We start from the raw sequence: 24169 nt of genomic DNA on the forward strand, positions 1-24169 counted from the left end.
GCTCGTCGCATTCGACCGCCGGTTTCCAGCCGCCGACCGGGCCCCTCACGCTGTCGGGGCTGACGCCGAGCAAGGCGGAGGCCTCCTCGACCCGGTGGTCGGCACAGCGGAATGATCCTTCCGCATATGCGAGGTGAAGGTCACCTGTAGCTTCGCATGAGCCGGGTGCTGACAGTTCCGACCTCGCATGTGCGTTTGTATGGAGTGGCTCGTCGGGTACGGTCATGCCGGAGGTGGTGGCTCGTGACCCAGTCCCTCGCGGCTGCCCGTACGTCCGCCGGTGAGCTGGCGGAAATCGTCATCAGCGGAGATCTCGCCCGCCCGGCCCGGCTGACGGTGCCCGGCCTGCTCGCCTGGCCCCAGCACGAGGCGCACGTCGCCTTCGGGTGCGCCACCAGCGGCGTCCAGCACCACCGCTTCACCGGACCGCTCCTGCATGACGTCCTCACCGCGGCGGTCCCCGCCATCGACCCGTCCCGCCGCAAGGACCGACTGCGCTTCCTGATCGCCGTGCGGGGCGCGGACGGCCACCACGCACTGCTGTCATGGGCTGAAATCGACCCCGACTTCGGACGTGCCCCCGTTCTGCTCGGCGTCACCCTCGACGGCGATCCGCTCGACCGCGTCGGCCCGCAACTGGTGCTCCGGCAGGATCGTTGCGGGGCCCGGCACATCAGCGGCGTCGAGACGATCCAGGTGGACGGCGGCTACCCCGCGACAGGCGGGACCTGGTGAGCCCGGCGCCCGGCGCGCGCGTCCTGGTCCTGGAACACGCGCCGCAGGAGGGACCGTCCGCCGTCGCCACGGCCCTGGAGGCGGCCGGGCTGAAGCTGCGGGTCTGCCGCCCTTGGGCAGGAGACGCGGTGCCGGCCACACTCGCCGACACCGTCGCCCTGGTACTCATGGGCGCTCGCCGACCCACGCGGGACGAGGCCTGCGACGACCTCCCCGGCCGGTCGGCCGAGTTGGCGCTGCTGCGCGCCGCGCTGGAGGCCGAGGTGCCGGTGCTCGCAGTGGGTCGGGGCGCGCAGCTCCTGGCAGCGGCGGCGGGCGGAACGGCCCGCTGCGGCGACGACTTCGGCGCCGACTGGGGCGGGATCCACCTGTACCCGGCCGCGGACACCGACCCGCTCTTCTCCGCGCTGCCCCCTCGGCTCCGCGTCCCACACCGGCCCGCGGACACCACGGACCTGCCGACGGGGGCCACGGTGCTGGCCTCCTGCGACGGTCGCCGGGTCCAGGCGTTCCGGATCGGCGGCACGGCGTGGGGCCTGCGCTTCCACCTGGAGGCCGGCAAGAGGGCCGCCGATGCCGTCGCGGCGGCGTTCGCGGGCCACCCGGCAACGGCACGTGGGCCGGTGGAATCCGCCCGCCCGGAGCTGGCCATTCCGGCCCCGCACCGCGACCAGGTCCTCGCCCGCTTCGCCTCGTTGGTCACGGAACGCGCGCCTGGCACGGCGACCCGCACCTTCTTCACACCCCGCGCCGCCACCTGGGAGGAACGCTTCGCCGCGGACAACCCGGTGTACGCGGCGGCCGTCGCCCGCATGGGACTGCGCCCCGGGCAGCGCGCCCTGGACGTCGGCTGCGGCAGTGGCCGGGCCCTGCCCGCGCTGCGCGCCCAGGTGGGCGAGAAGGGGGTCGTCGTCGGCCTGGACCTCACCCCGGCGATGCTCACGGCCACCGCGCGAGAGGGCCGCGCCGGTCTCGCCGGGCTGCTGCTGGCCGACGCCTGCCGGCTGCCCCTGTCGGCAGGCGCCGTGGACGCTGTCTTCAGTGCGGGCCTGGTCAACCACGTGCCCGACGCCGACGCGGCCCTGCGGGAGTGGGCCCGGGTCACCGCCCCCGGCGGTGTCCTCCTGCTGTTCCACCCCTCGGGTCGCGCCGAACGCGCCGCCCGTCACGGCTGCCCCCTCGACCCGGACGACCCCCTGGCCGAGGAGAACCTGCGCCCCGCCCTGGAGACCGCCGGCTGGAAGCTGGCCTGCTACGAGGACGCCGCGCGCCACTTCCTGGCCCGCGCGGTCCGTTCCGGCGGATGAAGCCATGGACCGACCTGTGGGCCGCCCTGCTGTGCCGCGGTGACCGGCCCGACGCACCGGGAGCGACGACTACGGCCCGCCCGGGCACTCTGCCCCCCCCCGGCGCTCCTCGACACGCCACCCGTCGGACGGTCAGGTGCGACCGGCCGGGGCGTAGGGTCGCTGGATGTCCTCCGGGTGGGCCGTGTGCCGTACGGCCTCCTCGTAGGCGACGACGCCGGCCGCGACGAGGGCGTTGATGCTGGTCTCGAGGGTCTGCATGCCGTCACGGTGGCCCGTCGAGATCACGTTGCGGATCTGGCGGGTCTTGCCCTCGCGGATCAGGTTGCGGATCGCCGACGTGCCCACCAGCACCTCGAAGGCGGCCACCCGGCCCCCGCCGATCCGGGGGATGAGCGTCTGATTGAGGATGCCGACCAGGGTGTGCGCCAACTGCAGGCGGATCTGCGGCTGTTGCTCGGCCGGGAACACGTCGACGATGCGGTCCAGCGTCTGCGCCGTGTCGTTGGTGTGCAGGGTGGCGAACACCAGGTGCCCGGTCTCGGCGATGGTCAGGGCCGCCGAGATGCTCTCCGGGTCGCGCATCTCGCCGAGGAGCAGGACGTCGGGATCCTCGCGCAGGGCCGAGCGCAGCGCGGCGGGGAACGAGTCGGCGTCGGTGCCGACCTCGCGTTGGCTGACCGCCGAGCGCTTGTGGTGGTGCAGGTACTCGATCGGGTCCTCGATGGTGAGGATGTGCAGGGACCGGTGCGTGTTGACGTGGTCGACGAGCGCCGCCAGGCTTGTCGACTTCCCCGACCCGGTCGGCCCGGTGACCAGCACGAAGCCGCGCGGCATGCCCGCCCATCCGATGACGACCGGGGGGAGTCCGAGCCGCTCGGACGACGGCACGTCGAACGGGATGATCCGCAGCGCCAGCGCCGACGCGCCGCGCTGCACGAAAGCGTTCCCGCGCAGCCGGGCCTTCTCCCCCCAGCTGAACGCGAAGTCGACCTGCTTGTCGCGGCGGTACCGCTCCGTGAGTTCCTCGCCCAGCACGCCGGTGACCAGGCGGTCGACCTCCGGCTCGGTCAGCGCGGCCCCGTCGACCGGTCGCAGGGCACCGTCGACGCGTACGAACGGCGCCGATCCTGCGGTGAGCAGCAGGTCGCTGCCGCCCCGTTCCCACAGCTCACCGAGCAGGTGGTCGATGATCGCCGAACTCGGCCCGGACATGGTGGTCTCCACGGTGGTGTGCTTGCTCATGGCAGGACCGTCCACTGCTTGACGGTGCTGGTGTGGCCGTCGAAGGACACGGCGGCCTGAAGGAGCGGGCCGGACAGCAGGTCGATCCGGGTGCCGCCGAGGTGCTCGGTCGCGCCGCCGCTCCCGGCGGTCACGGTGTGGGTCACGGTCAGCCCGGCCAACTGGGAGGCGTTGGTCAGGCCGCACGGTGCCAGGTCGACCTGGTCGGTCACCGGGCCGCTCGCGCCGAGACGGACCGGTACGTCCAGTGAGGTGTCGACGCCGGTGCAGGTGCTGCCGGGGAAGTCCACCGACATCTTCACCGACTCCACGTCGCCGTCCTCGTGGTGCGTCACCTGCACGACGACGTGGTCGAGCGGTCCGATCGTGGCCGGCGCCGGCTGGGCGTAGCCGCCGAGGGTGAGGGACGCCTGGCCACCGCCGGGGACGATGGCGTCCGTGACGTCGACGGGCGCGCCGGGAGCCGGGGTCGTGAACCCGGTGACCGCGGTGACCGACGAGGGTTTCGCGATCACGGCCGGATAGGTCGTGAACAGCACCGGCTCCGGTGGGATTCCGATCACGGGCCGGAGGTATCCGGTGGCCGGGCTGATGCCGAGTCCGATGGTCCGGGCGATGATGCCACGGGTGACGACCTGCGTGGCGACCTGGCTCATCGACAGGTCGACGGCGGCGGTCGGCGCGTAGACGGTGCCGTTGACGACCAGGCGGCTTCGGTCGGTGGCCGTGTCGGCGTCGTCGGTCGACTTCAGCACCGCGCAACGGCTCCCCGCCGTGAGGCAGCCGGACAAAGCCCGGATGGAGGGGGCGCGGAACACGATGTCGAGCTCGACGCCGTCGAGCCGGTCGACGGCGTCGGCGCTGCCCGTGCCCAGCCTCACCGCATAGTCGACAGCGAGCTCGGACACCTGCTCGCCCCGTGTGACCCCGCAGGCGCCGAGGTCGACCACGTCGACCCCGAGTGCTCCCTCATGGGCGGTCAGGGCGTGGTTCGCGTCGCAGGCCGTGCCGGTGCCGGAGACGGTCAGCGCCGTCGTGGGTGGCTGCGCGGGCGAGGGCGGTGCCGGGGTGGTGTCGTCGTCCCGGTGCGATACGCGCAGGACGACCTTGTCGATCACCGCCCCCGCCGGGAGGGGCGGCATCGCGAACGCGGCGAGCCGGAGGGACGCCGACGGGGTGGCCGCGGCAAGTGTCGCGGTCGAGGTGGTGGTGTTGATCGCTTGCGCGTTCTCGGGGTCGAGGAACGCCGCGGTGGTGGGTGTCGCGAGGCTGCTCGCCTTGGTGGGCCGTACCGAGAGCGGGGGCCGGTAGGCCAGTTCCAGGGTGACGCCGTCGAGCTGATCGGTGCCCGTGGTGCTGCCGGTGCCGAGGGTGGCGGTGTAGGTGACGACCAGACCGGTCAACTGGGCGGGGTCGGTCAGCCCGCAGGTGGCGACCAGGTCCACGGTGTCGGTGGCCAGGGCGTCCCGGTGCGCGGCGAGCTTGTGCGGGGTGGTGCAGGAGCGGGGTATGCCGGGGCCGGACAGGGTGACCGCGACCGTCGGCGGTGGTCCTCCTGCCGCCCCGGGATCGTCGCGATGCGCGATGTGCAGCAGGGCCCCGTCCAGGACTGAACCGGGCGCCACCGCAGGGGTGTCGTAACCGCTGAGGTCGATGGCGGCGGTCGGCGTGGTGACCGAGTCGAGTGTGGTGCGGGCAGTGTCGGTGCCGTCGATCGCCTCGGCGTCGGCTGCGGGGAGGAACGTCGTCGACCGCGCGTTCGTCGCCGGCCGGGGCGGCGGCGGGTCGTGGACGACTTCGAGCCACATGCCGTCCAGGGAGTCGGCGCCCGCGCTGCCGCCCCCGTTCAGTCCGGCGTTGTAGGTCGCGGTCAGGCCGGTCAGCTGGGCGGGGTCGGTGATACCGCATGCCTTGAGGTCGACGCGGTCGTCGCCCAGGCCGGCCCGCGCGGTGAGCGGCAGGGCGGTACAGCGGCCACCGCCGCCCGCGGGGGTGACGGTGATGCTCGGCGCCGCCGCGTCGCCGGTCTCCTGGTGGGCGACCCGGAGCACGGCGGAGTCGATCGTCGACCCCGGCGGCAGGGGCGGCAGGCCGAACCCGGCGAGGGTGATCGACGCGGACGGGGCCGCCTCGGTCAGGACGGCGCCGGCCACCGACGAGGTCGGCTGTTCGCCGATCTCCAGGGCGTTGTCGGGGTCGGTGCCGGCAGCGGTGAACCCGGTCGACGCGGTCACCGCGGTCGGCTTGAACGTGGCCGGCGTGCGGTAGGCCACCTCCAGCCTGATGCCGTCGAGGCGTTCCGTGGCGGTGGTGCCGTCGGCGTCCAGGGCGGCGGCGTAGGTCACTGTCAGGCCGGTGAGCCGGGCCGGGTCGGTGAGCCCGCAGGGGCCCAGCAGGTCGATCGGGGGATCCTCGGTGAGCGCCGTGTGCCGGGGCAGGGTGTCGCTGCGGCAGGTGTCCCCGCCGACGGCGGTGGTGACCTTCACCGCGCCGGGAGCGCTCAGGTCGCCGTCGTCCTGGTGTCCGACACGCAGCGTCGCGCTGGTGACGACCGAGCCGGGCGGTACCTGTGGGGTGAAGCCGGCGAACTGTATCGAGGCCGATCGACGTTTCGTCGGGTCGAGGACGGCGTCGGCCGTGCAACTCGCGGTGCCCGTCGGCTGGGGACACCCGGGCAGAGTCGGCTGTTCGCCCGTGGTCAGGGCCTGGCCCGGGTTGGCGAAGCCGGTGTTCGTGACGACCGCTGTCGGCTTCAGCGTGTGTGACGGCTTCGGCGGCTGGACCCCGTACACCGCCATCTGCTGTGCGTCCGGCGTCACCGGGGCGCACAGTTCGACGTGCCCGCGGTCGACCCGGAACTGGCTGCCGCCGCCCATCATGACCTCGACGCCTGCGGGCCGCGTCTTGTCGCAGCCGCCCGGGTCGGGAACGGCCGGGCGGGTGGGGGCTCCGGGATCCCAGCCTGACTGCGTGCCGCCGACCACGCTGACCGTGGGGTCGTCGACCGTCCAGACGGCGGTGCCGCCGGTGAAGGTGAAGTCGAAGTAGTAGACACCCGGCTGCAGCCACACCACCGCGTCGGGGCAGTCGCCCCCGGTGAGGCGGCTGAGGGCGCGGGCGTCGTCGTAGTAGCCGGGGCGCAGCCGCACCAGCCAGGACCCGGGGCCGGGGCAGGCGGGCACCGTCTGCCGGGCCGGGACGGCCGTCGCGGGCGGCGCGTAGTCCGGGTCGGTGCCCATGACCTCGTCGGCGGGGGCGGACGGGGTGTCGTTGGCGCAGTCGCGCACGTACGGCGCCTGGGCCGCGGGCAGTTGGGGCTGTGACACGGCACGGGAGCAGTCGCCGACGGCGGACACGTCGCCCGCCACCACCATGGATGTGCCGGTGCCGGTGGTGATGTCCGAGCGGGAGAACACGCTGCCCTGTACGCGCAGGCCGTGCGTGGTCACGTGGATGCCGTCCTGTGCCGCCCGGCCCAGGCTGCGTAGCGCGTTCTGCGGTTGGGTCGCGCGCGTGGTCACGGGAGAGGCGTTGAGGGGGTCGCAGTGGACGATCATCCGCCGCCCGTCGACCGGCGGTGCGGTGTAGTCGGCGCACGGGTTGCCCTGCGCGAAGTGGCTGATCGCGAGCTGTGTGGCACCGTCCGCGCTGTAGTCCCGTCTGCCCTGGTCGGCGTACACGCTCGCGGCTTTCAGCCCCGTGCCGGCGAAGGACAGGAGCGACACCGTGACCAGGCTGAAGACGACGACGAAGGCCAGCGCGAGGATCAACGTCGCGCCCTGTTCGTCGTCGCGCGGGCGGCGCGGATGCGGGCGGCCGGTCATGACGCGCTCGATCGCCGGACGGCGGTGAGAGTCGCCGGGGGAGCGGTGGGGTCGGTCCGCACGGTCAGCGTTACCTCCATGGGAGAGGTGCACGAGGTCTCGGCACCGCAGCGCAGCGTCACCGGGTGAGTCGACGGGGCGTTGTCGAACCGGCCCAGCAACGTGGTGACGACCCCCTTGTCGGTGCACGTCACCCGGTTGAGCGCGCCGGTCTGCTGGTCGTAGGTGTAGACGGTGTCGGTGCCGGGCCGGCTCAGGTGGACGATCACGCCGCCCGCGCCGCACGCGGGGCGGGTCGTGACGCTGTCCGCGCTGTGCACATCGCCGTAGAAATAGCGGTTGAGGGTGCCCACCGCGCCGGTGGCGGCCACCCGCTTCTCGGTGCCCGCGGTGAACCGCAGTCCGATGATGATCGCCTTGGGCAGCAGAGCCGCGATGATGCCCACGATGACGATCGTGACCAGCAACTCGGTCAGGGTGAACCCCGACTCCGGGCCGTCGGTGGGACGTCGGGTCGTCATGACAGCATCGACTCCCGCTTGACCACCTCGAGCGTCGCGTCCCTGACGGGGCGCGGGCCGGATGAGTGCACGGTCAGCGTCACCTTCTGCACTCCGGTGTCGGCCGTCGGGCAGGGGCGGCCGAACGCACCCACCCCGTCCCAGTACTCGACCTCGACGGTCACGGTGTACCCGGCCGGTGGCGCCGGAGTCTCGTAACTCCTGGCGCAGGACACGTACGGGTCGCTGACGACCTTCTCGGCGGCGCTGCGGATGACCGAGTCGGCGCTGGTCATCTTCTGCTGTGCGACCGAGCTGATGATCGCGGTGCCCAGGCCGCCGAGGACGGCCACGAAGGCGACGCCCATGAGTACGACGGCGACGAGAACCTCGACCAGGGTCTCGCCCTCGTCGCCGCGGCGGCGGCGTGAGTGGCGTGGGCCGCGTGCCGGGCCGGTCACTGGACCTCGACCTGGTTGTAGACGCCGTAGATCGCCGAGATGAGGGCGACGGCCACGAAACCCACGACGACCCCGACCAAGATGACCACGGCAGGCTCGAACAGGCTGGTCAGCCGCTTGAGTTTGTACTGCAGCTCCTGTTCGTAGAAATCCGACACGTTCTCGAGCTGGTCGTCGAGGGTCCCGGTCTCTTCCCCCACGCGCATCATCTGGGTGACCGACCCGGGGAACAGCTTGGTGCGGGCGAGCGGCCGGGAGATGCCGCCGCCTTCGAGCATCTCCGTCCGGGCCGCCCCGATGGACCGCTCGTACACCAGGTTGTTGGCACCCGAACCGGCCAGGCCGAGCGCCTCCGGGATGGGCACACCGGCCTTGATCATGGAGGTCAGGATGCGGCAGAACCGTTCGATGACCATGAAGCGGACCACGTCGCCGACCACCGGCATCGCCAGCAGGAAGCGGTCGCGCAGCACCCGTCCCCGCTCGGTCCGCAGACCGGCGATCACCGCCGCGACGAGCGCGACGAGCACGCCGACGATGACCGGATACCAGGCCGTGACGAAGTCGGTGAAGCCCAGCAGGATCCGCGTCGGCAGCGGCAGTTGTGCGTGGAAGGACGCGAAGAACAGCTTGAAACGGGGCAGCACGAAGATCACGAGGACGAGGACGACCGCGACGGCCAGACCCATCACCAGGCTCGGATACGTCAGGGCGGAGCGGATACTGCGCCGGCCCTCGACATCGCGCTCGATGTACCGGCCCAACTGGGCCATCACCACGTCGAGTTCACCGGTCGCCTCGGCCGAGCGCAGCACGGAGACGTAGAACGGCGGGAGCGCCGAGGTGTGGGCGGCCATCGCGCCGGCGAAGCTCTCGCCGAAGCGCAGCGAGTCCATGACGTCGACGAGCACCTTGCCCAGCTTCTTGTCCTTGGTCTCGGCGCGGATGATCTCCAGGGCGTCCAGGATGGGCACTCCGGCCTTGATGAAGGCGGCCATCTGGCGGGAGAAGTTGCTCAGCTCGACCAGGTCGACCTTTTCCGCGGTGAGTTCGAGCTGCAGCAGGCTGCGGCCCGCGGCCTTGACCGACCGCACGTCGTAGCCCTGCCGGGTCAGGCTGTCGGTCACGCCGTCGACACTGGAGCCCTTGAGCACGCCGGAGGCCCGTTTTCCGTCCGGGCCGACCGCGACGTACTTGAAGGTGGCCATGCCGGTGCCCTCCTGGTGTGCGGGTGTCAGAGGTTCGCTGAGTCGGTGTCGGGTGCCGCGTCCGGCGAGTCGGGCACTACGCCACGTACACGCTGGACATGATCTCGGCGATGGTCGTGATGCCTTCCTCCACCAGACGGACGCCTCCGTCCAGGAGGCTGTCCATGTGCTCCTCGCGGGCGGCCCTGCGCAGGGCGGCGACCGGCGCCTTCTCGACGAGCAGCCGCTTGACCGCATCGCTCGTCACGAGCAGTTCGAAGACGCCGATCCGCTCCTGGTAGCCGGTACGGGAGCAGAAGTTGCAGCCGCGCCCCTGCCAGAACCCGGTGTCGGTCGATCCGCCGGCCTGTGCGAAGAAGGCCAGTTCGTCCACACCCGGCCGGTAGGGCTCGCGGCACTGGTCGCAGATGCGCCGCACCAGTCGCTGGCTGACCACCCCGGCGACCGTGGAGGTGATCAGGAACGGCTCGATACCCATGTCGGCGAACCGGTGCAGCGCGGAACAGGCGTCGGCGGCGTGGATGGACGACAGGACGAAGTGGCCGGTGAGAGCGGACTCGACGGCGATCCGCGCCGTCTCGGCGTCCCGGATCTCGCCGACCAGGATCACATCGGGGTCCTGCCGGAGGATCGAGCGCAGCCCGGTGGCGAACGAGATGCCCGCCTGTTCGTTGATCTGGATCTGGTTGACCGAGGGGACCACGTACTCCACCGGGTCCTCGATGGTGGTGATGTTGCGCTCGCTCTGGTTCAGCTCACCGAGCGTGGCGTACAGGGTGGTCGTCTTGCCGCTGCCGGTCGGTCCCCCGCAGGCGACCATGCCGTACGGGGAGCGCAGCAGGGACGAGAACCGTTCGTAGGTCGCGGCGGGCATGCCGAGCTCGCCCAGCCGCAGCAGGGTGCGGTTGCTGTCGAGCAGCCGCAGCACCGCCTTCTCGCCCCAGATGGTGGGGGTGGTCGCGACCCGGATGTCGACCGGCCTGCCGTCGATCTCGGTGGTGATCTGTCCGTCCTGCGGGCGGCGCCGGTCGACGATGTTCATGTTTGCCATGATCTTGATACGGCTGACCACGGACGGGCCCATGTTCTCCGGCAGGCTCAGCACGTCGTGCAGGGCGCCGTCGATGCGGTACCGGACCCGGACCCGGTCGGCGTGGGGTTCGATGTGGATGTCCGAGGCCCGGTCGCGCAGGCCCTGGGTCAGCATGAGGTTGACCAGGTGCACGACCGGCGCGTCCTCGCTCACCACTCTGGCCCCGGCACCGGCGTTGCGGCCGGTCTCGGTCGCCTCGAACGCCTCGACCAGGCTGCTGACGCCGGACAACGCCCGGTACGCGCTGTTGATCGAGCGCCGGATGTCCGAGGGAGCCGCGATCGCCAACTGCACCCGATCCGGTGCGACGGCCCGGCTGACCTCGTCGAGCACGCGCGGGTCACCCGGGTCGCCCGCCGCGATCAGCAGCGTGCCCTCGGCCCGCCGCACCGCGACGACGCCGAGCGAGCGGGCGAGCGCCTCCGGCACCCGGGCGGCCGCCTCGGGATCAGGTTCGCTCTGGCGCAGGTCGGCGACCGGGACGCCGAGTTGAACCGACAGCGCCTCGATCAGCGATCGCTCGTCGATCATGCCGAGTTCGGCCAGCAGGACGCCGAGACGCTTGCCCGACGCCGACTGCTGCAGGAGTGCCTCGTCCACCTGCGCCGGGGTGAGCAGCCCGCGCTGCACGAGCAGTTCCCCGAGACGGGGCCGCGTCCGCCCTGCGGGCGACGACTGCGCCGTGCCGGACGCGGTGCCCGGGACCGGCTCGCCCGCCGGGACGGGTTCGCCCGCCGGGGCCGGAGAGGACTCCGGGCCGTGCACCTCGTCGGGCGGGGTGCCGTCCTCGCCCACTGGGCTTGTCGTCGCCGCGCGGCGACGCAGAAGCCGGCGATTCGTCAAAGCACCCACCCCGTTCACACAGCCGGAACAACGGGCGATCGTCACCCGCGACCTTCTCGACAATAACTGTCAGCCGCTGATTAGTCAGCCGGATACTACAGCGACGAAACCGCACTGTCATCCGCCCTCATGCCGACAGTCGACGCCGGAACAACCCCTTGTAAGTCCCTTGTCGGCTGAGTAGTCTGCCGCTGATTAATCAGTCAGTTACTAGCTACTCGGCTTGGCTGAACCGGTCGCTTCAGATGGAGAGAGATGTCCACTTACCTGCAGGACATGCTGCGCCGACGCATGCGCGCACTGAACGGGACGGCGGAAGCCGGCTTCACACTCATCGAGCTTCTCGTGGTCATCGTGATCCTCGGCGTCCTGTCCGCCATCGTCGTCTTCTCCGTCCGCGGCATCAACGACAAGGGCCAGGGTTCGGCGTGCAAGACCGACAAGTCCACGATCCAGACCGCGGAAGAGGCCTACTTCGCCAGTGACAACCGTGGCGTCTACGGCAGCATGGACGACCTGGTGACCGGCGGGTTCCTCTCCAGCGCCTCCGCCTGGTACGACGTCAAGGTGAACGGTGCCACCTACGACATCACGCCGAAGACCGCGCTTCCCGGCGGCCAGGCGAACCCCTGCACCGCCTGAGCCGCGGGGGCCCTCGCCGCCGGTGACCATCGGTACGCACCGTAAGGAACATCGCTCGCATGCCACCCACCCTCGTCGTGATCATCGGCCTGCTGGGGCTCGCGGTGGGGTCCTTCCTCAACGTCGCCGTCTCACGGGTGCCGGCCGGCGGCTCGGTCGTGCGGCCCCGCTCCGCCTGCCCGCGATGCGCCACGCCGATCGCCGCCCGGGACAACATCCCCATCGTGTCCTGGCTCCTGCTCGGCCGGCGCTGCCGCGCCTGCCGGGTCCCCATCCCCGCGCGCTACCCGCTCGTCGAGGCGCTCACCGCCATCCTGTTCGTCGCCGAGGCACTGCGCTTCGGCTGGTCGGACATGCTGCCGGCCGCGCTGGTCCTCACCGCGGGGCTGCTGGCCCTCGCCGCCTGCGACGCCGAGCAGTTCCTGCTCCCCAGGCGGTTGATCTACCCGACTCTCGGGCTCACCGCCGCCTGTCTGCTCACGGCCGCGGCGGCCACCGGCCAGTGGCACCGGCTCGGCGTGACCGCGGCATGCGCAGTGGGCGCGTTCGCCGTCTTCTTCACCCTGCACTGGGTGCGGCCGGCCTGGCTCGGATTCGGCGACGTGCGCCTGGCCGGACTGCTCGGCACCGGGCTGGGCTGGCTCGGACCGTGGTATCTCATCTTCGCGTTGCTGGCCGGCAGCTTCGCCGGATTGCTGGTGGGCGTCGCGCTCATGGCCGCTGGGCGAGCCACCCGCCACACCCGTCTCCCCTTCGGGGTGTTCCTCGCCGCCGGCGCCATCGCCGCCCTCCTCGTCGGCGCTCCTGTCATCCACTGGTACGAGAGCGTGAGCGACCCGTACGCGACGGGTGCGCCGCTCACGGCGGTCGACCACCGGTCATGACAGCCCGGGTCCGACGCGATCCGCAGGCTGTTTCCTCGCGCGCCCGCCTCCCGGTCCGCCGGGTCCCCTCTCCGGCGCTCCGGCCCGCATACGAGCCGGTCCGGCTCCGGGCCGGGGCGACGTCACGGGCACGATCGGCGATCCCTACCCTGGTTACCATGGGAAAACTTGATCTGCCACTGGCCGAGTGGATTGTGCTCGCACTCATCGCCGAACGACCCAGCCACGGTTTCGCCATCGCAGCGCTCACCGCGGAGGGTGCGGCCATCGGTGAGTTCTGGTACATCTCGCGACCCATGGTCTACCGGTCCATCACGCGGCTGGTCGAGCGCGAACTGATCACGCCGGTCGGCGCAGAGGAAGGCAACCGTGGGCCGCAGCGCATGGTCTACGCCGCCACCCGCTCGGCGAAGCTGGCGGTCAGCCGGTGGCTCAGCGAACCCGTGACCCAGCTGTTCGACGTGCGCGCCGACCTCACGATCAAGCTCCTGCTGCTCCAGCGTCGCGAGGCCAGCCCCACGCGCCTGGTCGAGCGCCAACGGGTCGTCATCGACGAGATCGAGGAGTCGCTGCGCGCCAAGGAGCACGCCGGCGACTACCTGACCCGCGCGATCTACACCTGGCGGCTGGAACACGTCCGCGCAGCGCGCCGGTTTCTCGACGCCGTCGACATCGACTCGACGCGGCCGGCGGTCGGCACCGGCTGACGTCGGGCCCGTGGACATCCCCCCTCGGCGTCCACGTCCCCGCCGGGTGCGTGCCACGGCTCGACTGGGCCGGTACCGGCCGGCACGAGAACCGGGTTCGGCGATCGAGGGATCCGATCGCCGAACCCGCGACGTCCCGTCAGCGTATCCCGGGCAGCCGCCGAAACCGGCTCGTCGGCTACGGCACCTCGACGACGGTCTCGCAGGAGCCGCCGACCGCGACGGAATCCGTACCCGGAAGCGCCGGACCGCCGTTGGCGTCGCCGGCGCAGACGTCCGTGCCGCTGCCACCGGCCAGGGTGTCGTTGCCGGCGCCGCCGACCACGGTGTCGTTGCCGGCGCCACCGGAGAGCGCGTCGTCGCCGGTGCCGCCGAGGACGGCGTCGTTGCCGTCACCGCCGCTGACGGCGTCGTTGCCGTCACCGCCGTCGATGGAGTCGTCCCCGCTGCCGGCCGACACGGCGTCGTTGCCACCGAACGTGCAGATCGTGTCGTTTCCGCCGTTGCCGCTGACACTGTCGTTCCCGTTGCCGGTCACGATGACGTCGGCGCCGCTCGTGCCGGTCACGGCCCCGTTGCCGGTGATCGTCGCGGCGAGACCGTGACAGCCGGCGGAGACGCTGATCGACACGGTCGCGACGTTCGAGTCGTCCGTGCCGTCGGTCGCCTTGTAGGTGAAGCTGTCGCTTCCGACGTAGGCGCTGTCGGGCTGGTAGCCGAACGAGCCGTCAGGGTTCAGCGTGAGGGTGCCGTGCGCCGGGCCGGTCACGACCGACGCCGTCAGCGTGTTGCCGTCGGGGTCCGTGTCGTTGCCGAGGACGCCTGGAGCGCCGACGACGAGCGGGGTGTCCGCGCCGACGTGGCCGTACGACTCGTTCGCGGCCGTCGGTGGCCGGTTCGTCGTGTTGAGGAGCACCGACGCGTCGTTGACGAACGTCGCCGAGCTGTTGCTGTTGGCCGTGACGACGTCGGGACGCCCGTCACCGTCGAGGTCGGCCACCGCCGTGGCCTGCGGGTTGCTGCCGCCGTTCAGCCCGAAGGCGAGCGGGCTGCCGAACCCACCGGTGCCGTCGCCCTCGAGCACCACCACCTCGGCCGAGAGGGCGCTGGACGCGACCAGGTCGGCGTGGCCGTCGCCGTTCAGGTCGGACACCGACGCGGAGGTGAGGTTCGCCCCCGCCGACAGGACGCTCGCGGTGCCGAAGCCACCCGCGCCGTTACCGAGCAGGACAGCGACGCGCCCCGGCGAGCCGGGGGCCACGACGACGGCGTCCAGCTTGCCGTCCTCGTTGACGTCGGCCAGCTTGAGCTTGGACGGCAGGGCCACACCGGCCGGGACGCTCGACGCCGTGCCGAAGCCCCCGTGTCCGTCGCCCGGCAGCACGGAGAGCGTGCCGGTCGACGAGTTGGACGTGACAAGGTCAAGATGGCCGTCGCCGTCGAGGTCGGCGGCCGCGATGCCCTGCGGGCCGGAACCGCCGTTCAGTGCGAACTGCGTGGCGGCGCCGAACGTGCCGTCGCCGTTGCCGCGCACCACCGAGACGTTGTTCGTGTTCGCGTTGGACGTCGCGAGGTCCGGCTTGCCGTCCTCGTCGAAGTCGCCCGTGGCGATGTCGGTCGGGAAGCGCACGACACACGGGTTGTCGCCGGTGCTGTCGCACCCGGGCGTCGGATTGAGCTGCACCGCCGCGCCGGCGCCGAGAGCGCCGGAGCCGTCGCCGAGCCAGACCAGGGCTACGTTGCCACGCGCGTCCTGGCTGATGACGTCCCTGTGGCCGTCGCCGTTGACGTCGCGGATCGCCACGGAGCCGAGGAAGACGCTCGACGCGGTGCGCGGCGCCGCGTACTTGGTCACGGCGCCGAAGCCGCCACCGCCCGAGCCGAGGAACACGCCCAGGCCCTCCGCGCGGATCGCCGTCACGAGGTCCGGTTTCCCGTCGTCGTTCAGATCGCCGACGGCGACGGCGGAGCTGCCGCGGCCGGTGTCGTCGAGGTTGACCGCGGTGGCGAAGCCGGTGGTGTCGGCGCCGGTCGCCGAGGCCGGGCCGGCGGCCAGGACGACGGTCGCCACCGCGAAGATGAGCGCCGGAACGCGGGGTGAGCGACCGCGCGTGACGGCGCCTGCGCGGCCGTCCGGCGGGAGGTTCCGACGTGGTGATCTGCTCATGGGTGAGGCCCCTCCTCAGGGCCTGATAAAACAAATCGGTAACGTACTGTGCCGAGGCGACCGGTCGACGCTGGACGGCGGCCCCCGGTAGTCATCGTTTGACAGCTTTTGCGGCGGAGGCGAGGGCGTCGGTGTCGCCGCGGGACGCGCACGCCGGCGGTTCTCTCGCCGGTCGGCGGGGGCCAGGTGACGAGTGCCGCCAGACCGGGACCGCCGGCCGGGCATGTGCTCCCGGCCGACGGTCCGTTGCCTCGTGCTCAGGCTCGCCTAGTAACCGTAGGCGGCCAGGGTCGACTGGATGGTGGTGTCCAAGTCCCACTGGTTGGTGAAGAGGTCGTTCCAGGCAGCCGCTGCGCCGGTGTTGCCGCCGTTCAGGGCGACGCCGTACTGCTCGATGTCCCCGTAACCGGAGTACGCGCTCGGATCGAGCTCGGTCCACGTGTTGGGGTCATTGCCTGTAGTGCCGTTCAGTGAACTCGACGTCCAGCTCACGTGCACGACGTTCGACTTCGCGACGAGACCCAGCTGGGTGTTCCCTCCGGCGTTCGCCGTCACCGCGCCGCGCACCTGGCTGATCCCTGACTCCAGGCGCACCTTGCACGCCGTACCCGCGCTGTCGCACGCACTTCCGCGGAACACGTTCTGCCCCGTCCCGCTGTCGACCCACGAGAACCCGTTCTGTGTCAGCGCCTGCTTGGACGCCGCCCCGAACGGGGCCGAGGCCGGATCGGCGACCGCTATCCGGTGCCCGCTCGTCGCAAGCCAGCTCACCACCCCCGAGATCGTCGTGGGAGCGCCGCCGTTGATCGGCGTAGCGTCACAACGAGGCGACTGCGCTTTGCCGTTACCGCTGCCATTGGCGTCCGCGCCCAACGGCAGCGGCGGGCTACCGCCGTTGGACGGGTCGTCACCCTTGGTCGAGCCCGCCCAGTTGCCGCTGCAGCTGTAGATCGCCAGGTGCCCGATGGCCACGGCGTGCTTGCTGTTGATGTCGCCGTTGCACTCGACGCTGGCGCTCGCCGTGCACGTCCCGCCGACCGAGGTCGGGATGACCGCGTCCACGTTGGCCTCGTCCGCCGACAGGAACGCGTCGATATGCAACGGCCCGTCGACGCAGTTGTTCGACGAAGAGGGGTTGCACGTGGTGTAGGGGCCGGCGCTCTTCAGTTGCTGACGCAGACTTCCCGACGTGATCCCCCGCATCGTCGACGTATCGATCGCCGGCTTGTTCCAGAAACCGCCCACCTGGGAGGCGGAGTTCGCGGTGAACGGCGTGAACGTCTCCAGTGATGCGATCGTGCCCTTCATGTCCTTCACGGCGGGATACATGTTGTTCGCGATGCCGACCTGCGAATTCGTCGTGGCGAGTGCTGTCGGTGCCGCGACGGTGATCAGTGCTGTCGCGAGGGCGCCCACCGTGAACGCGTTCCGTATCCGGCGCATCGCGGTGATGCCGGAGTTCGGAGCGCTCCGAGAGCGTCTGGACCTTCGTTGCATCTGCTACTCCTGATCGATCCGGTGAATGGCGGCCGACGCACGAGGCCCCGCAGACGGGGGTCGACAGATACGCCAGAAATCCTGGCATCTGCGGGGCTTCCCGGCGTGATCGTGCCGCACCTGCCTGCATGGTGCTCACTTGGGAGCCCAGTAGTCAATGATTGACAACCGCGCTCGCTGTGCATGTAATGCACGTATCCAACCTGCAACCGGCCGGCGGACAAGTGTGTCGTCGGCCCGTTGACGGACGCACGAGAGGGGCTGGCGACACCATGGGCAGAGCCGAGTGATGGGACCGTTGAGCAGACTGTCGCGCTCGCGTGCGACCAGGTGGGGTGCGCTGGTAGTCGCGGTGGCCTCGGTGGCGCTGGTCGTTGTGACGCTCGCGCGCGGCGGGTCGGAAGCGTCCGCCCAGGCCCAGAAGGCCGACCCCGCGTGGTGCACACCGGGCACGCAGCGCAGCGCACTCTGCCCACACAGCAAGGTGTTCGACGCGAAGGAGTACACCACCCACGGCAACGCCTTCCGATGCGTCAACTTCGCCAGCCAGGCGGATGCCCAGGCGGTGCTGCGGGCCAACCCCAGCGATCCGAATCATCTCGACGACGGCGGCGGCGTCGCATGCCGCGGACTGCCGGAACCACGCGACACCACTCCGGTTGCCCGCGCCGCACGGCAGTTCAGGTGCGTTCCTGGCGACACCCGCAGTGCCCTCTGCCCACAGCCCAAGAGGCCCTTCGACGCTCGCTACTTCCTGCGCTACGGCAATGACGCCTACGACTGCCCGGACTTCGCAAGCCAGGCGGACGCGCAGGCCGTCCTGCGCTTCGCGCCGGCCGACCCGAATCGTCTCGACGGCGACGGGAACGGCATTGCGTGTCCTGACCTGCCGGGACCCAAGGACGTCAAGCCCGTGCGAAGGGAAACGCCGTGACACGGCAATGGCTCGCGCGTGCGCCCAGGCGGGACGTGACCCATCGACCGAAGGAAGCCCCGACTGCCATGAGACCGCACCATCGCCCCTTCCTCTTGGGCACCAGACGCGAGGACGGCTTCACGCTCATCGAGTTGCTCGTGGTCATCGTGATCCTGGGCGTCCTTTCCGCCATCGTGGTGTTCTCCGTCAGGGGCATCGGCGACAAGGGCCGCAAGAACTCGGTCGCCGCTGACGCGGCCACCCTGCGAACGGCGGAAGAGTCCTACTGTGCGAAGCACGGACACTACGGGACTGTCGATGATCTGCAAGCCGATGGACTGCTGGCCGGCGAACCGGTTTACAACATGGTGGCGGTCGGCGAGGAGAACAAGTGCGGCCGAGGCGAGAAGTCGTCGTTCACGCTGTACGACACCTCACCGACGGAGAGCGGAGCGGAAGCGGTCCCGGTGGGCGCGAATCCGACCGACCTCGCGGTCGATGAGAAGGCCAATCGGGTGTACGTCGTATCCAGCGGCAGCAACAACGTGTTCGTGATCGACGGCAGGACCGACGCCCCGATCGGTTCACCGATCGACGTCTCCGGCGCGGTGACGAGCCCGACCCGGATCGCGGTCGCCCCGGCCTCGGGGCGGGTCTACGTCGGGGGTACGGGCGGTGTCGCGATCATCGACACCGTCCACGGCAATCAAGTGACCCATGTCGGCGGCTATACGACGACCGTCAGCGGTCTGGCCGTCTCCCCTGAGAACGGTGACGTCTACGTCGGCGGCAGTACGGCCATTACCTCGGCGGTCGCCTACATCGCGGCCGGCGGCTCGTCGGCGACGCCGATCCCCTTGCCCGCTTCGGGACTCGTGAACGACATCAGCGGCATGGACTTCCAATTCGACCCCGAGCATCATGCGGTGTACTTCGCAAAGTCGGGTAACGCCATAGGTGCGACCCCGGCCACCAACAGCGGCCTCTTCGCCATCTCGTCGCAGAGCCACGAGGCCAGGGTCGTAGTGGAGTTCCCCACGAAGTCGGGCTGCGCCACCGACGTGAACGCCCTCCTCGCCAACTCCGTTCGCGGCAGGACCGTTGTCGATCCACACCGCAACCTCGTCTACCTCCTCGCCAAGAGGTGCGTTCAGGACCCGGACAAGCCGGGCCAGTGGAAAAGCGTCGCGACAACGATCGCCATCAACCCCAGTGACGGCAGTTCAACCGCGATCGACGACCCGGTGGGGCCGATCTACGCTGCGATGTCTGCGGTCTACAATCCCGCGGCGGGGGCGGTCTACGTCTACCTCGGCGGTGGAACGCAATGCGGTGGGTCCGGAGGCCGGATCGACCGGATCGTAGGGACGACGGTCACGGGGCAGGCACCGGTTTGCGGTGTGTCGACTGCCCTCGGGAACGCGGCGCACAAGATCGCCGTGCTGAGAAACGTCAACAGGGTCTTCGTGGCACAGAAGAACACCGGCGGCGCGCCGGGCGGCCTCGGGATGGCCGATGGCACCACGCTGCTGACGCAGGCTCCGCTAGGCACGCCTCGTCAGTTCGGCGCGCTGGCCGTGAACGACACGACGGCGAAGGTGTACGCGCTCGATCTTGCGGACGGAACGCTCGCGGTGCTCCGGACAGGATCGGCCTAGGACTGGCCGGTTCACAGGTCATCACCGTCACGCCCTGACGGACACGGGCCCGTCAGCGCGGCGGCCACAGCTTCTCATTTACGGCGTGTTCGTCGTTCTTGGAGGTGAGCGAGGCGTCTAGATATCTCAACAGATCGCCGGAAGCCGGAGACCTGAGACCTGTGATCAGCTGATGGTTGGCCAGGTCTCAGCGTCGGGAGCATGACGTTCAAGTCGCCTGCGCACAAGGGGTTTGGGCGAGGTTCGAGGATCACGCCCGGGACGCGAGGTGGCGCCAGTCTTCCCATGCGTCGAGCCGCTTGCGGTAGGCCGCCTCGACAACGGGATAGGGGTAGGTGCCGAGGAAGAGCCGCAGGGGTGGTGCGTCGGTGTCGACGAGTGCGAGAACCGCGGCGGCTGTGGCCCGCGCGTCTTGAGGCGTGCGGGCGGACGCACCGGCGCGGCGCGCGGCGCGGACGGGTTCGTAGGCGGGAAGCGGCTCGGTGTGCACCGCGGAGGCGCCCGACCAGTCGGTGCCGTAGGGGCCGGGTTCGACCAGGGTCACGTGGATCCCGAACGGGGCGACCTCCTGGGCCAGGGCCTCGCTCATCCCTTCCAGGGCCCACTTGGAGGCGTTGTACAGCCCGAGCGTGGGGAAGGCGGCGAGGCCACCGAGGCTGGAGACCTGCAGGATGTGACCGCTGCCCTGGGCCCGCAGGTAGGGCAGGGCCGCCTGCGTCACCCACAGCGGGCCGAACAGGTTGGTGTCGAGCTGGGCGCGTGCCTGTTCCTCGGTGGTCTCCTCCACCATGCCGAACAGGCCGTACCCCGCGTTGTTGACGACCACGTCGAGGCGGCCGAAGGTCTCGGCGGCCCGCCGCACCGCGGCAGTCGCGGCGGAGCGGTCGGTCACGTCGAGGCGGAGCGGGAGCACGTCGTCCCCGTGGGCGTCCACGAGGGGCCGCAGGGTCTCGAGATCACGTGCGGTGGCGGCGACGCGGTCGCCGCGGTCGAGAGCGGCTTCGGCCCAGATACGGCCGAAGCCGCGGGACGCGCCGGTGATGAACCAGGTCTTCATGGCATCGAGCCTGCGCGCTGCGCACCTCGGCAGCCAGCACCCCCGCAGGGTTACCCTCGCACCATGGCGGCCGACAATCTTCTGGGCGATTTCCTCAAGGCCCGGCGTGGACAAGTCGCTCCGGCGGACGTGGCCGTGCCCGTGGGCGGACGTCGCCGGGTGGCAGGACTGCGCCGGGAGGAACTGGCCCGGCTCGCCGGAATCAGCGAGCCGTACCTGGTCCGGCTCGAACAGGGCGTCGACCGGCACCCCTCGCCCCAGGTGCTGCGCTCCCTAGCGCGGGCGCTGCAACTGGACGACGACGCCTCCGCCCACCTGCACGCCCTTGCCGGGCCGGCCCCTGCGCCGCCGTCGCGGACCGAGGTCTCCGCGGACGTGCACCGGCTGCTCGACGCGTGGGCGGACCGCCCTGCGTACGTGCGCGACCGGTGCTTCGACGTGCTGGCGGCGAACAAGCACGCCCGCGCGCTCGCCCCGATGTACGAGCCTGGACGCAACCTGGTCCGGGCGGTGTTCCTCGACCCGGCGTCCCGCCGGCTCTTCCCCGACTGGGCCGAGGTCGCCGCGCAGACCGCGGCGGCCCTGCGCGCCGAAGCCGACCCCCGCGACCCCAGGACCGTCCGCCTGGTCGCCGAGCTGGAGACGGACGAGGAGTTCCGCCGTCTGTGGGCGCGGCACGAGACACGGCCCGCCCGTGACGAACTCAAGCGCTTCGAGCACCCGGTCGTCGGCAGCCTCGCCCTGCGCAGGCAGGCGCTCACCGTCGGCGGCGCCGAACAACAGGTGATCATCGTGTACCAGGCACCGGCCGGAAGCCCGTCCGAGACGGCCCTGACACGTCTCCTGTGACACAGCAGGCGTTTGCCGATGCCGCGAGCTCACCCGGCCTTACCGGACATGCCTCATGCTGGGCCGTGTGTTGATGAACCGAGGGGACGACATGACCGAGGACGAGCTGCTCGCGTTGATCAGGAAGCAGACGCCCGCCGGCAATCTGGCTCCGGTGGCGACTCCCACAGTGATCGCTGCCGTCGAGGCGGAGGTCTGTCATCCGATGCCCCGTTTCCTGCGCAGGCTCTACACCGAGGTCTCCAACGGCGGTTTCGGTGTCGACGGCTGGGAGTGCGCCTCACTGAGCCCGCTTCCTGACCACTGGTTCTGCGATGGCGAGGACATCCTCGAGCTCTACCGCGGTTTCACCACTCCCACCGACGACCCGGACGACGAGACCGTCCCGCCGGGCATCGTTCCGATCATGGACCGCGGCTGCGCGATGTGGACGCTCGTCGACTTCCGTACGCCCGACGGCCGCATCTGGGTCTGGGACGGGAACGAGTGCTGCCGCAGACTCTCTCCCACCACCATCACGTCCGTTCGCGACTACTTCGCCGAGGGCATCGCAGGCCGACTGGACGGCCCCAGCCCACTGGACAGCCAGTTGGCAGGGGAGCCCTGCGAGCACTGAGGGAGGCGGCTGCCGGGGCCGACCCGTCGATACGGCCGGCGGACCGAGCGCCTGTGATCGACCCCTCCGAAGACGAGAGAAGATGCACCTTGGATCCCCGCATACCCCGCCTGCGTCGCAAGCTGGCCGCGATGCCGTTCCAACCCCTGCGCAGCCACTCCTTCGGAGAAGAGCACCACGAGTTTCGCCTCGGTCCGAAGCTGGCGGAAGCACGCGTCGCTGCGTTCGAGGCCGAGCATGACATCCTCCTGCCCGATGCCTATCGGCAGTTCCTCACGCACATCGGCAGCTCAGGCGCGGCGCCCTTCTACGGCCTCATGCCGTTGGAGCGATGCTCCCTGCTGGTCATGGATCCGCGCGGAGAACCAGGAGCACCCCGCGGCTTCAACGGCACAGACCCGAAGGCTCACGGCCGTGACCTCTTCCTCCACATCATCGAGATGGGCTGCACCGACGTCTGCGTCATCGCGGTGACCGGTCCCCTCACCGGCCGCGTTCTCATCGGGAACAGTGACGGGTACTGGGGCCCCAACGTCTCCTCCGCCACCGACTTCCTCGAATGGTACGAACGCTGGCTCAACCACATGAGCGCCGGGCGCGACGACCGGGCCCTCGAACTCACCTCACCGCAGCTTCGCGCCCATCCCGACCGCCCTCGCATGGCCCCGAAGATCTGACTCTGCCGCGGTGTTTGTCAGACCCCCTCGGTACCGTCGGTGCATGAGAGCTACGGCAACTTTCAGCGTCAAGGCGTTCGTCCCGACTGAGCTGACGCCCGAGCCTGCTGTGTCCACGGGGCTGCCGGTAGGTGTCGCGAGGATGGAGAAGCGCTTCGAGGGAGAGGTCGTCGGACGTTCGGCGACCCTGTTCACTGCCGCGTTCGACCAGTCGACCGGCGTCGGTACCTATGTGGCCATGGAGTCGTTCGAAGGTTCGCTGCAGGGACGGGAGGGGTCCTTCAACTTCGTGCACTCGGCCACGACATCCGGCAGCGACCGCACAGCGGAGTTCTTCTCCATCGTGCCGTCCAGCGGTACCGGTGAGCTGGCCGGGATCTCCGGGACCGGCGGCATGGCCGTTGACGCCGACGGCACGCATCGCATCTGGTTCGACTACCAAGTCGGCTGACCGGCGAGGGCCGGCTCCCGTGAGCACGGCCTTCGTACGATCCCGTGATCCCGTGATCCCACGGACTCGTGACCCGCGGCCTCGGCGTTGCTCACGCGCGGGCGTCAGGCCCCAGTTGCCGGGTGCAGGCGGCCCAGGCGGCGGGGGAGAGGAGGTCGCGCGAGCGGGCGAAGAGTCCGTACAGGGCGGCGCCGTACCGGGCGGTCAGGTCCTCGTTGTGCGCGAGGACGTCCAGTTCGTTGGCCGCGGTGATCTCCATGAACGCGCGCAGGTCGGCGTCGGAGGGAATGTGCTCGTCCCCGGTGAAGCGGTCGCGGAAGACCACCGGGGCGTCCCCGCCGAGCAGCGGGTACACGGCGCTGCGGTCGCAGCTGCCGTAGAGGTGGACCAGCGCCTCGGCGCGCTCGCCGACGAGGCCGGCCAGGGTGGCCCGTTCGGTCGTGCTGAGCAGGGCCTCGTCGAACCCGTCGGTGCCGTAGGCGGCATGGCACAGCCCCGCCGACTGGACGTCGGGATCGGCGCCCCATGCGGCCAGCAGACGGGCGACGCGGGAGAGATGGGCCAGCAGGGTGCCGCCGGGGTGGGGCATGCGGTCGGCGCCGCGGTCGCGCAGGAAGTCCTCGACGTGGGTCCAGGGGGGCAGGGATTCGCTTGGGGTCGTCGTCACGTGACGAGTCATAGTCGTGACGCGACATCCGGGCAACCCGCGCCGAGTGCCCCCGGCACCGGGCGCGTCGGCCGCAGGCTCTCCAACCCCCCTGCTCAGGAAGGCTCCTGCGTCCGTGTCCGCGTCCATGTCCGCGGCCGTGACATCGCCGTCGATCCTCGTCCG

Annotated in this window: 21 protein-coding genes; 11 read left to right on the forward strand and 10 right to left on the reverse strand. The window is 70.7% G+C overall.

All coding sequences use genetic code 11. The features are described from left to right. Positions 1-243 precede the first annotated feature (243 nt). Both AB0E88_RS01360 and AB0E88_RS01365 read left to right on the forward strand, forming a co-directional pair. Positions 244-735, forward strand: a complete 492-nt coding sequence (locus tag AB0E88_RS01360; RefSeq protein WP_361621832.1) for a hypothetical protein — start codon at positions 244-246, stop codon at positions 733-735. Next, complete coding sequence (locus tag AB0E88_RS01365) at positions 732-2042, forward strand: methyltransferase domain-containing protein (protein WP_361621835.1); 1311 nt, start codon at positions 732-734, stop codon at positions 2040-2042. Before AB0E88_RS01360 ends, AB0E88_RS01365 begins: the two co-directional genes overlap by 4 nt. A 132-nt stretch (positions 2043-2174) precedes the next feature. On the opposite strand, the gene AB0E88_RS01370 is transcribed toward AB0E88_RS01365, so the two are convergent. The 6 genes from AB0E88_RS01370 to AB0E88_RS01395 all read right to left on the reverse strand — a co-directional run bounded on the left by AB0E88_RS01370 (position 2175) and on the right by AB0E88_RS01395 (position 11168). Next, positions 2175-3287 (reverse strand): type IV pilus twitching motility protein PilT, encoded by a 1113-nt coding sequence (locus AB0E88_RS01370; protein ID WP_361621838.1) that lies wholly within the window; start codon positions 3285-3287, stop codon positions 2175-2177. Continuing rightward, positions 3284-7111: a hypothetical protein gene (locus tag AB0E88_RS01375; RefSeq protein WP_361621841.1), complete on the reverse strand. Its 3828-nt coding sequence runs from the start codon at positions 7109-7111 to the stop codon at positions 3284-3286. The genes AB0E88_RS01370 and AB0E88_RS01375 overlap by 4 nt, the downstream gene beginning before the upstream one ends. Then, positions 7108-7632: a type II secretion system protein gene (locus tag AB0E88_RS01380; protein WP_361621844.1), complete on the reverse strand. Its 525-nt coding sequence runs from the start codon at positions 7630-7632 to the stop codon at positions 7108-7110. The genes AB0E88_RS01375 and AB0E88_RS01380 overlap by 4 nt, the downstream gene beginning before the upstream one ends. After that, positions 7629-8072 (reverse strand): prepilin-type N-terminal cleavage/methylation domain-containing protein, encoded by a 444-nt coding sequence (locus tag AB0E88_RS01385; RefSeq protein WP_361621847.1) that lies wholly within the window; start codon positions 8070-8072, stop codon positions 7629-7631. The genes AB0E88_RS01380 and AB0E88_RS01385 overlap by 4 nt, the downstream gene beginning before the upstream one ends. Further along, positions 8069-9280, reverse strand: coding sequence for a type II secretion system F family protein (locus AB0E88_RS01390; protein ID WP_361621850.1), 1212 nt, complete (start codon positions 9278-9280; stop codon positions 8069-8071). The genes AB0E88_RS01385 and AB0E88_RS01390 overlap by 4 nt, the downstream gene beginning before the upstream one ends. Positions 9281-9356: 76 nt before the next feature. Beyond that, on the reverse strand, positions 9357-11168 hold the full coding sequence (locus AB0E88_RS01395) for a GspE/PulE family protein (protein WP_361621853.1): 1812 nt from the start codon (positions 11166-11168) through the stop codon (positions 9357-9359). A gap of 303 nt (positions 11169-11471) precedes the next feature. Between AB0E88_RS01395 and AB0E88_RS01400 the strand changes: the two genes are divergently transcribed. The 3 genes from AB0E88_RS01400 to AB0E88_RS01410 all read left to right on the forward strand — a co-directional run bounded on the left by AB0E88_RS01400 (position 11472) and on the right by AB0E88_RS01410 (position 13449). Continuing rightward, positions 11472-11858, forward strand: a complete 387-nt coding sequence (locus tag AB0E88_RS01400; protein WP_361621856.1) for a prepilin-type N-terminal cleavage/methylation domain-containing protein — start codon at positions 11472-11474, stop codon at positions 11856-11858. Between the two features lie 59 nt (positions 11859-11917). Further along, positions 11918-12742 carry a prepilin peptidase gene (locus AB0E88_RS01405; RefSeq protein ID WP_361621859.1) on the forward strand — a complete coding sequence of 275 codons (825 nt, stop codon included), beginning with the start codon at positions 11918-11920 and terminating at the stop codon, positions 12740-12742. Positions 12743-12900: 158 nt separating this feature from the next. After that, positions 12901-13449 (forward strand): helix-turn-helix transcriptional regulator, encoded by a 549-nt coding sequence (locus AB0E88_RS01410; protein WP_361621862.1) that lies wholly within the window; start codon positions 12901-12903, stop codon positions 13447-13449. Between the two features lie 178 nt (positions 13450-13627). On the opposite strand, the gene AB0E88_RS01415 is transcribed toward AB0E88_RS01410, so the two are convergent. Both AB0E88_RS01415 and AB0E88_RS01420 read right to left on the reverse strand, forming a co-directional pair. Continuing rightward, positions 13628-15616 carry an FG-GAP-like repeat-containing protein gene (locus tag AB0E88_RS01415; RefSeq protein ID WP_361621865.1) on the reverse strand — a complete coding sequence of 663 codons (1989 nt, stop codon included), beginning with the start codon at positions 15614-15616 and terminating at the stop codon, positions 13628-13630. A 267-nt stretch (positions 15617-15883) separates the two neighbouring features. Beyond that, the gene (locus tag AB0E88_RS01420; protein ID WP_361621868.1) at positions 15884-17032 is read right to left on the reverse strand and encodes a hypothetical protein; all 1149 of its coding nucleotides are present in this window, start codon (positions 17030-17032) and stop codon (positions 15884-15886) included. Positions 17033-17474: 442 nt separating this feature from the next. On the opposite strand from AB0E88_RS01420, the gene AB0E88_RS01425 reads away from it, so the two are divergent. Together AB0E88_RS01425 and AB0E88_RS01430 are read left to right on the forward strand one after the other, a co-directional pair. Further along, entirely contained in the window at positions 17475-18047 is a 573-nt protein-coding gene (locus AB0E88_RS01425; RefSeq protein WP_361621871.1) for a hypothetical protein, read from the forward strand. Between the two features lie 68 nt (positions 18048-18115). Beyond that, a complete protein-coding gene (locus AB0E88_RS01430; protein WP_361621874.1) occupies positions 18116-19687 on the forward strand; it encodes a prepilin-type N-terminal cleavage/methylation domain-containing protein in 1572 nt (523 codons plus the stop codon). 250 nt (positions 19688-19937) lie between these two features. On the opposite strand, the gene AB0E88_RS01435 is transcribed toward AB0E88_RS01430, so the two are convergent. Further along, the gene (locus tag AB0E88_RS01435; protein ID WP_361621877.1) at positions 19938-20744 is read right to left on the reverse strand and encodes an SDR family oxidoreductase; all 807 of its coding nucleotides are present in this window, start codon (positions 20742-20744) and stop codon (positions 19938-19940) included. Positions 20745-20807: 63 nt separating this feature from the next. On the opposite strand from AB0E88_RS01435, the gene AB0E88_RS01440 reads away from it, so the two are divergent. The 4 genes from AB0E88_RS01440 to AB0E88_RS01455 all read left to right on the forward strand — a co-directional run bounded on the left by AB0E88_RS01440 (position 20808) and on the right by AB0E88_RS01455 (position 23337). After that, the gene (locus AB0E88_RS01440; RefSeq protein ID WP_361621880.1) at positions 20808-21593 is read left to right on the forward strand and encodes a helix-turn-helix transcriptional regulator; all 786 of its coding nucleotides are present in this window, start codon (positions 20808-20810) and stop codon (positions 21591-21593) included. 91 nt (positions 21594-21684) lie between these two features. Next, complete coding sequence (locus AB0E88_RS01445) at positions 21685-22209, forward strand: SMI1/KNR4 family protein (RefSeq protein ID WP_361621883.1); 525 nt, start codon at positions 21685-21687, stop codon at positions 22207-22209. An 89-nt stretch (positions 22210-22298) separates the two neighbouring features. Beyond that, positions 22299-22886 carry an SMI1/KNR4 family protein gene (locus AB0E88_RS01450; protein WP_361622296.1) on the forward strand — a complete coding sequence of 196 codons (588 nt, stop codon included), beginning with the start codon at positions 22299-22301 and terminating at the stop codon, positions 22884-22886. A 43-nt stretch (positions 22887-22929) separates the two neighbouring features. Further along, positions 22930-23337, forward strand: coding sequence for a DUF3224 domain-containing protein (locus AB0E88_RS01455; protein ID WP_361621886.1), 408 nt, complete (start codon positions 22930-22932; stop codon positions 23335-23337). A 91-nt stretch (positions 23338-23428) separates the two neighbouring features. Here AB0E88_RS01455 and AB0E88_RS01460 read toward each other — a convergent pair whose 3' ends face one another. After that, positions 23429-24004 (reverse strand): DUF6817 domain-containing protein, encoded by a 576-nt coding sequence (locus tag AB0E88_RS01460; RefSeq protein ID WP_361621889.1) that lies wholly within the window; start codon positions 24002-24004, stop codon positions 23429-23431. Positions 24005-24169 lie beyond the last annotated feature (165 nt).

It is taken from the genome of Streptomyces sp. NPDC028635, assembly GCF_040637635.1.
Taxonomy (GTDB): Bacteria; Actinomycetota; Actinomycetes; order Streptomycetales; family Streptomycetaceae; genus Streptomyces.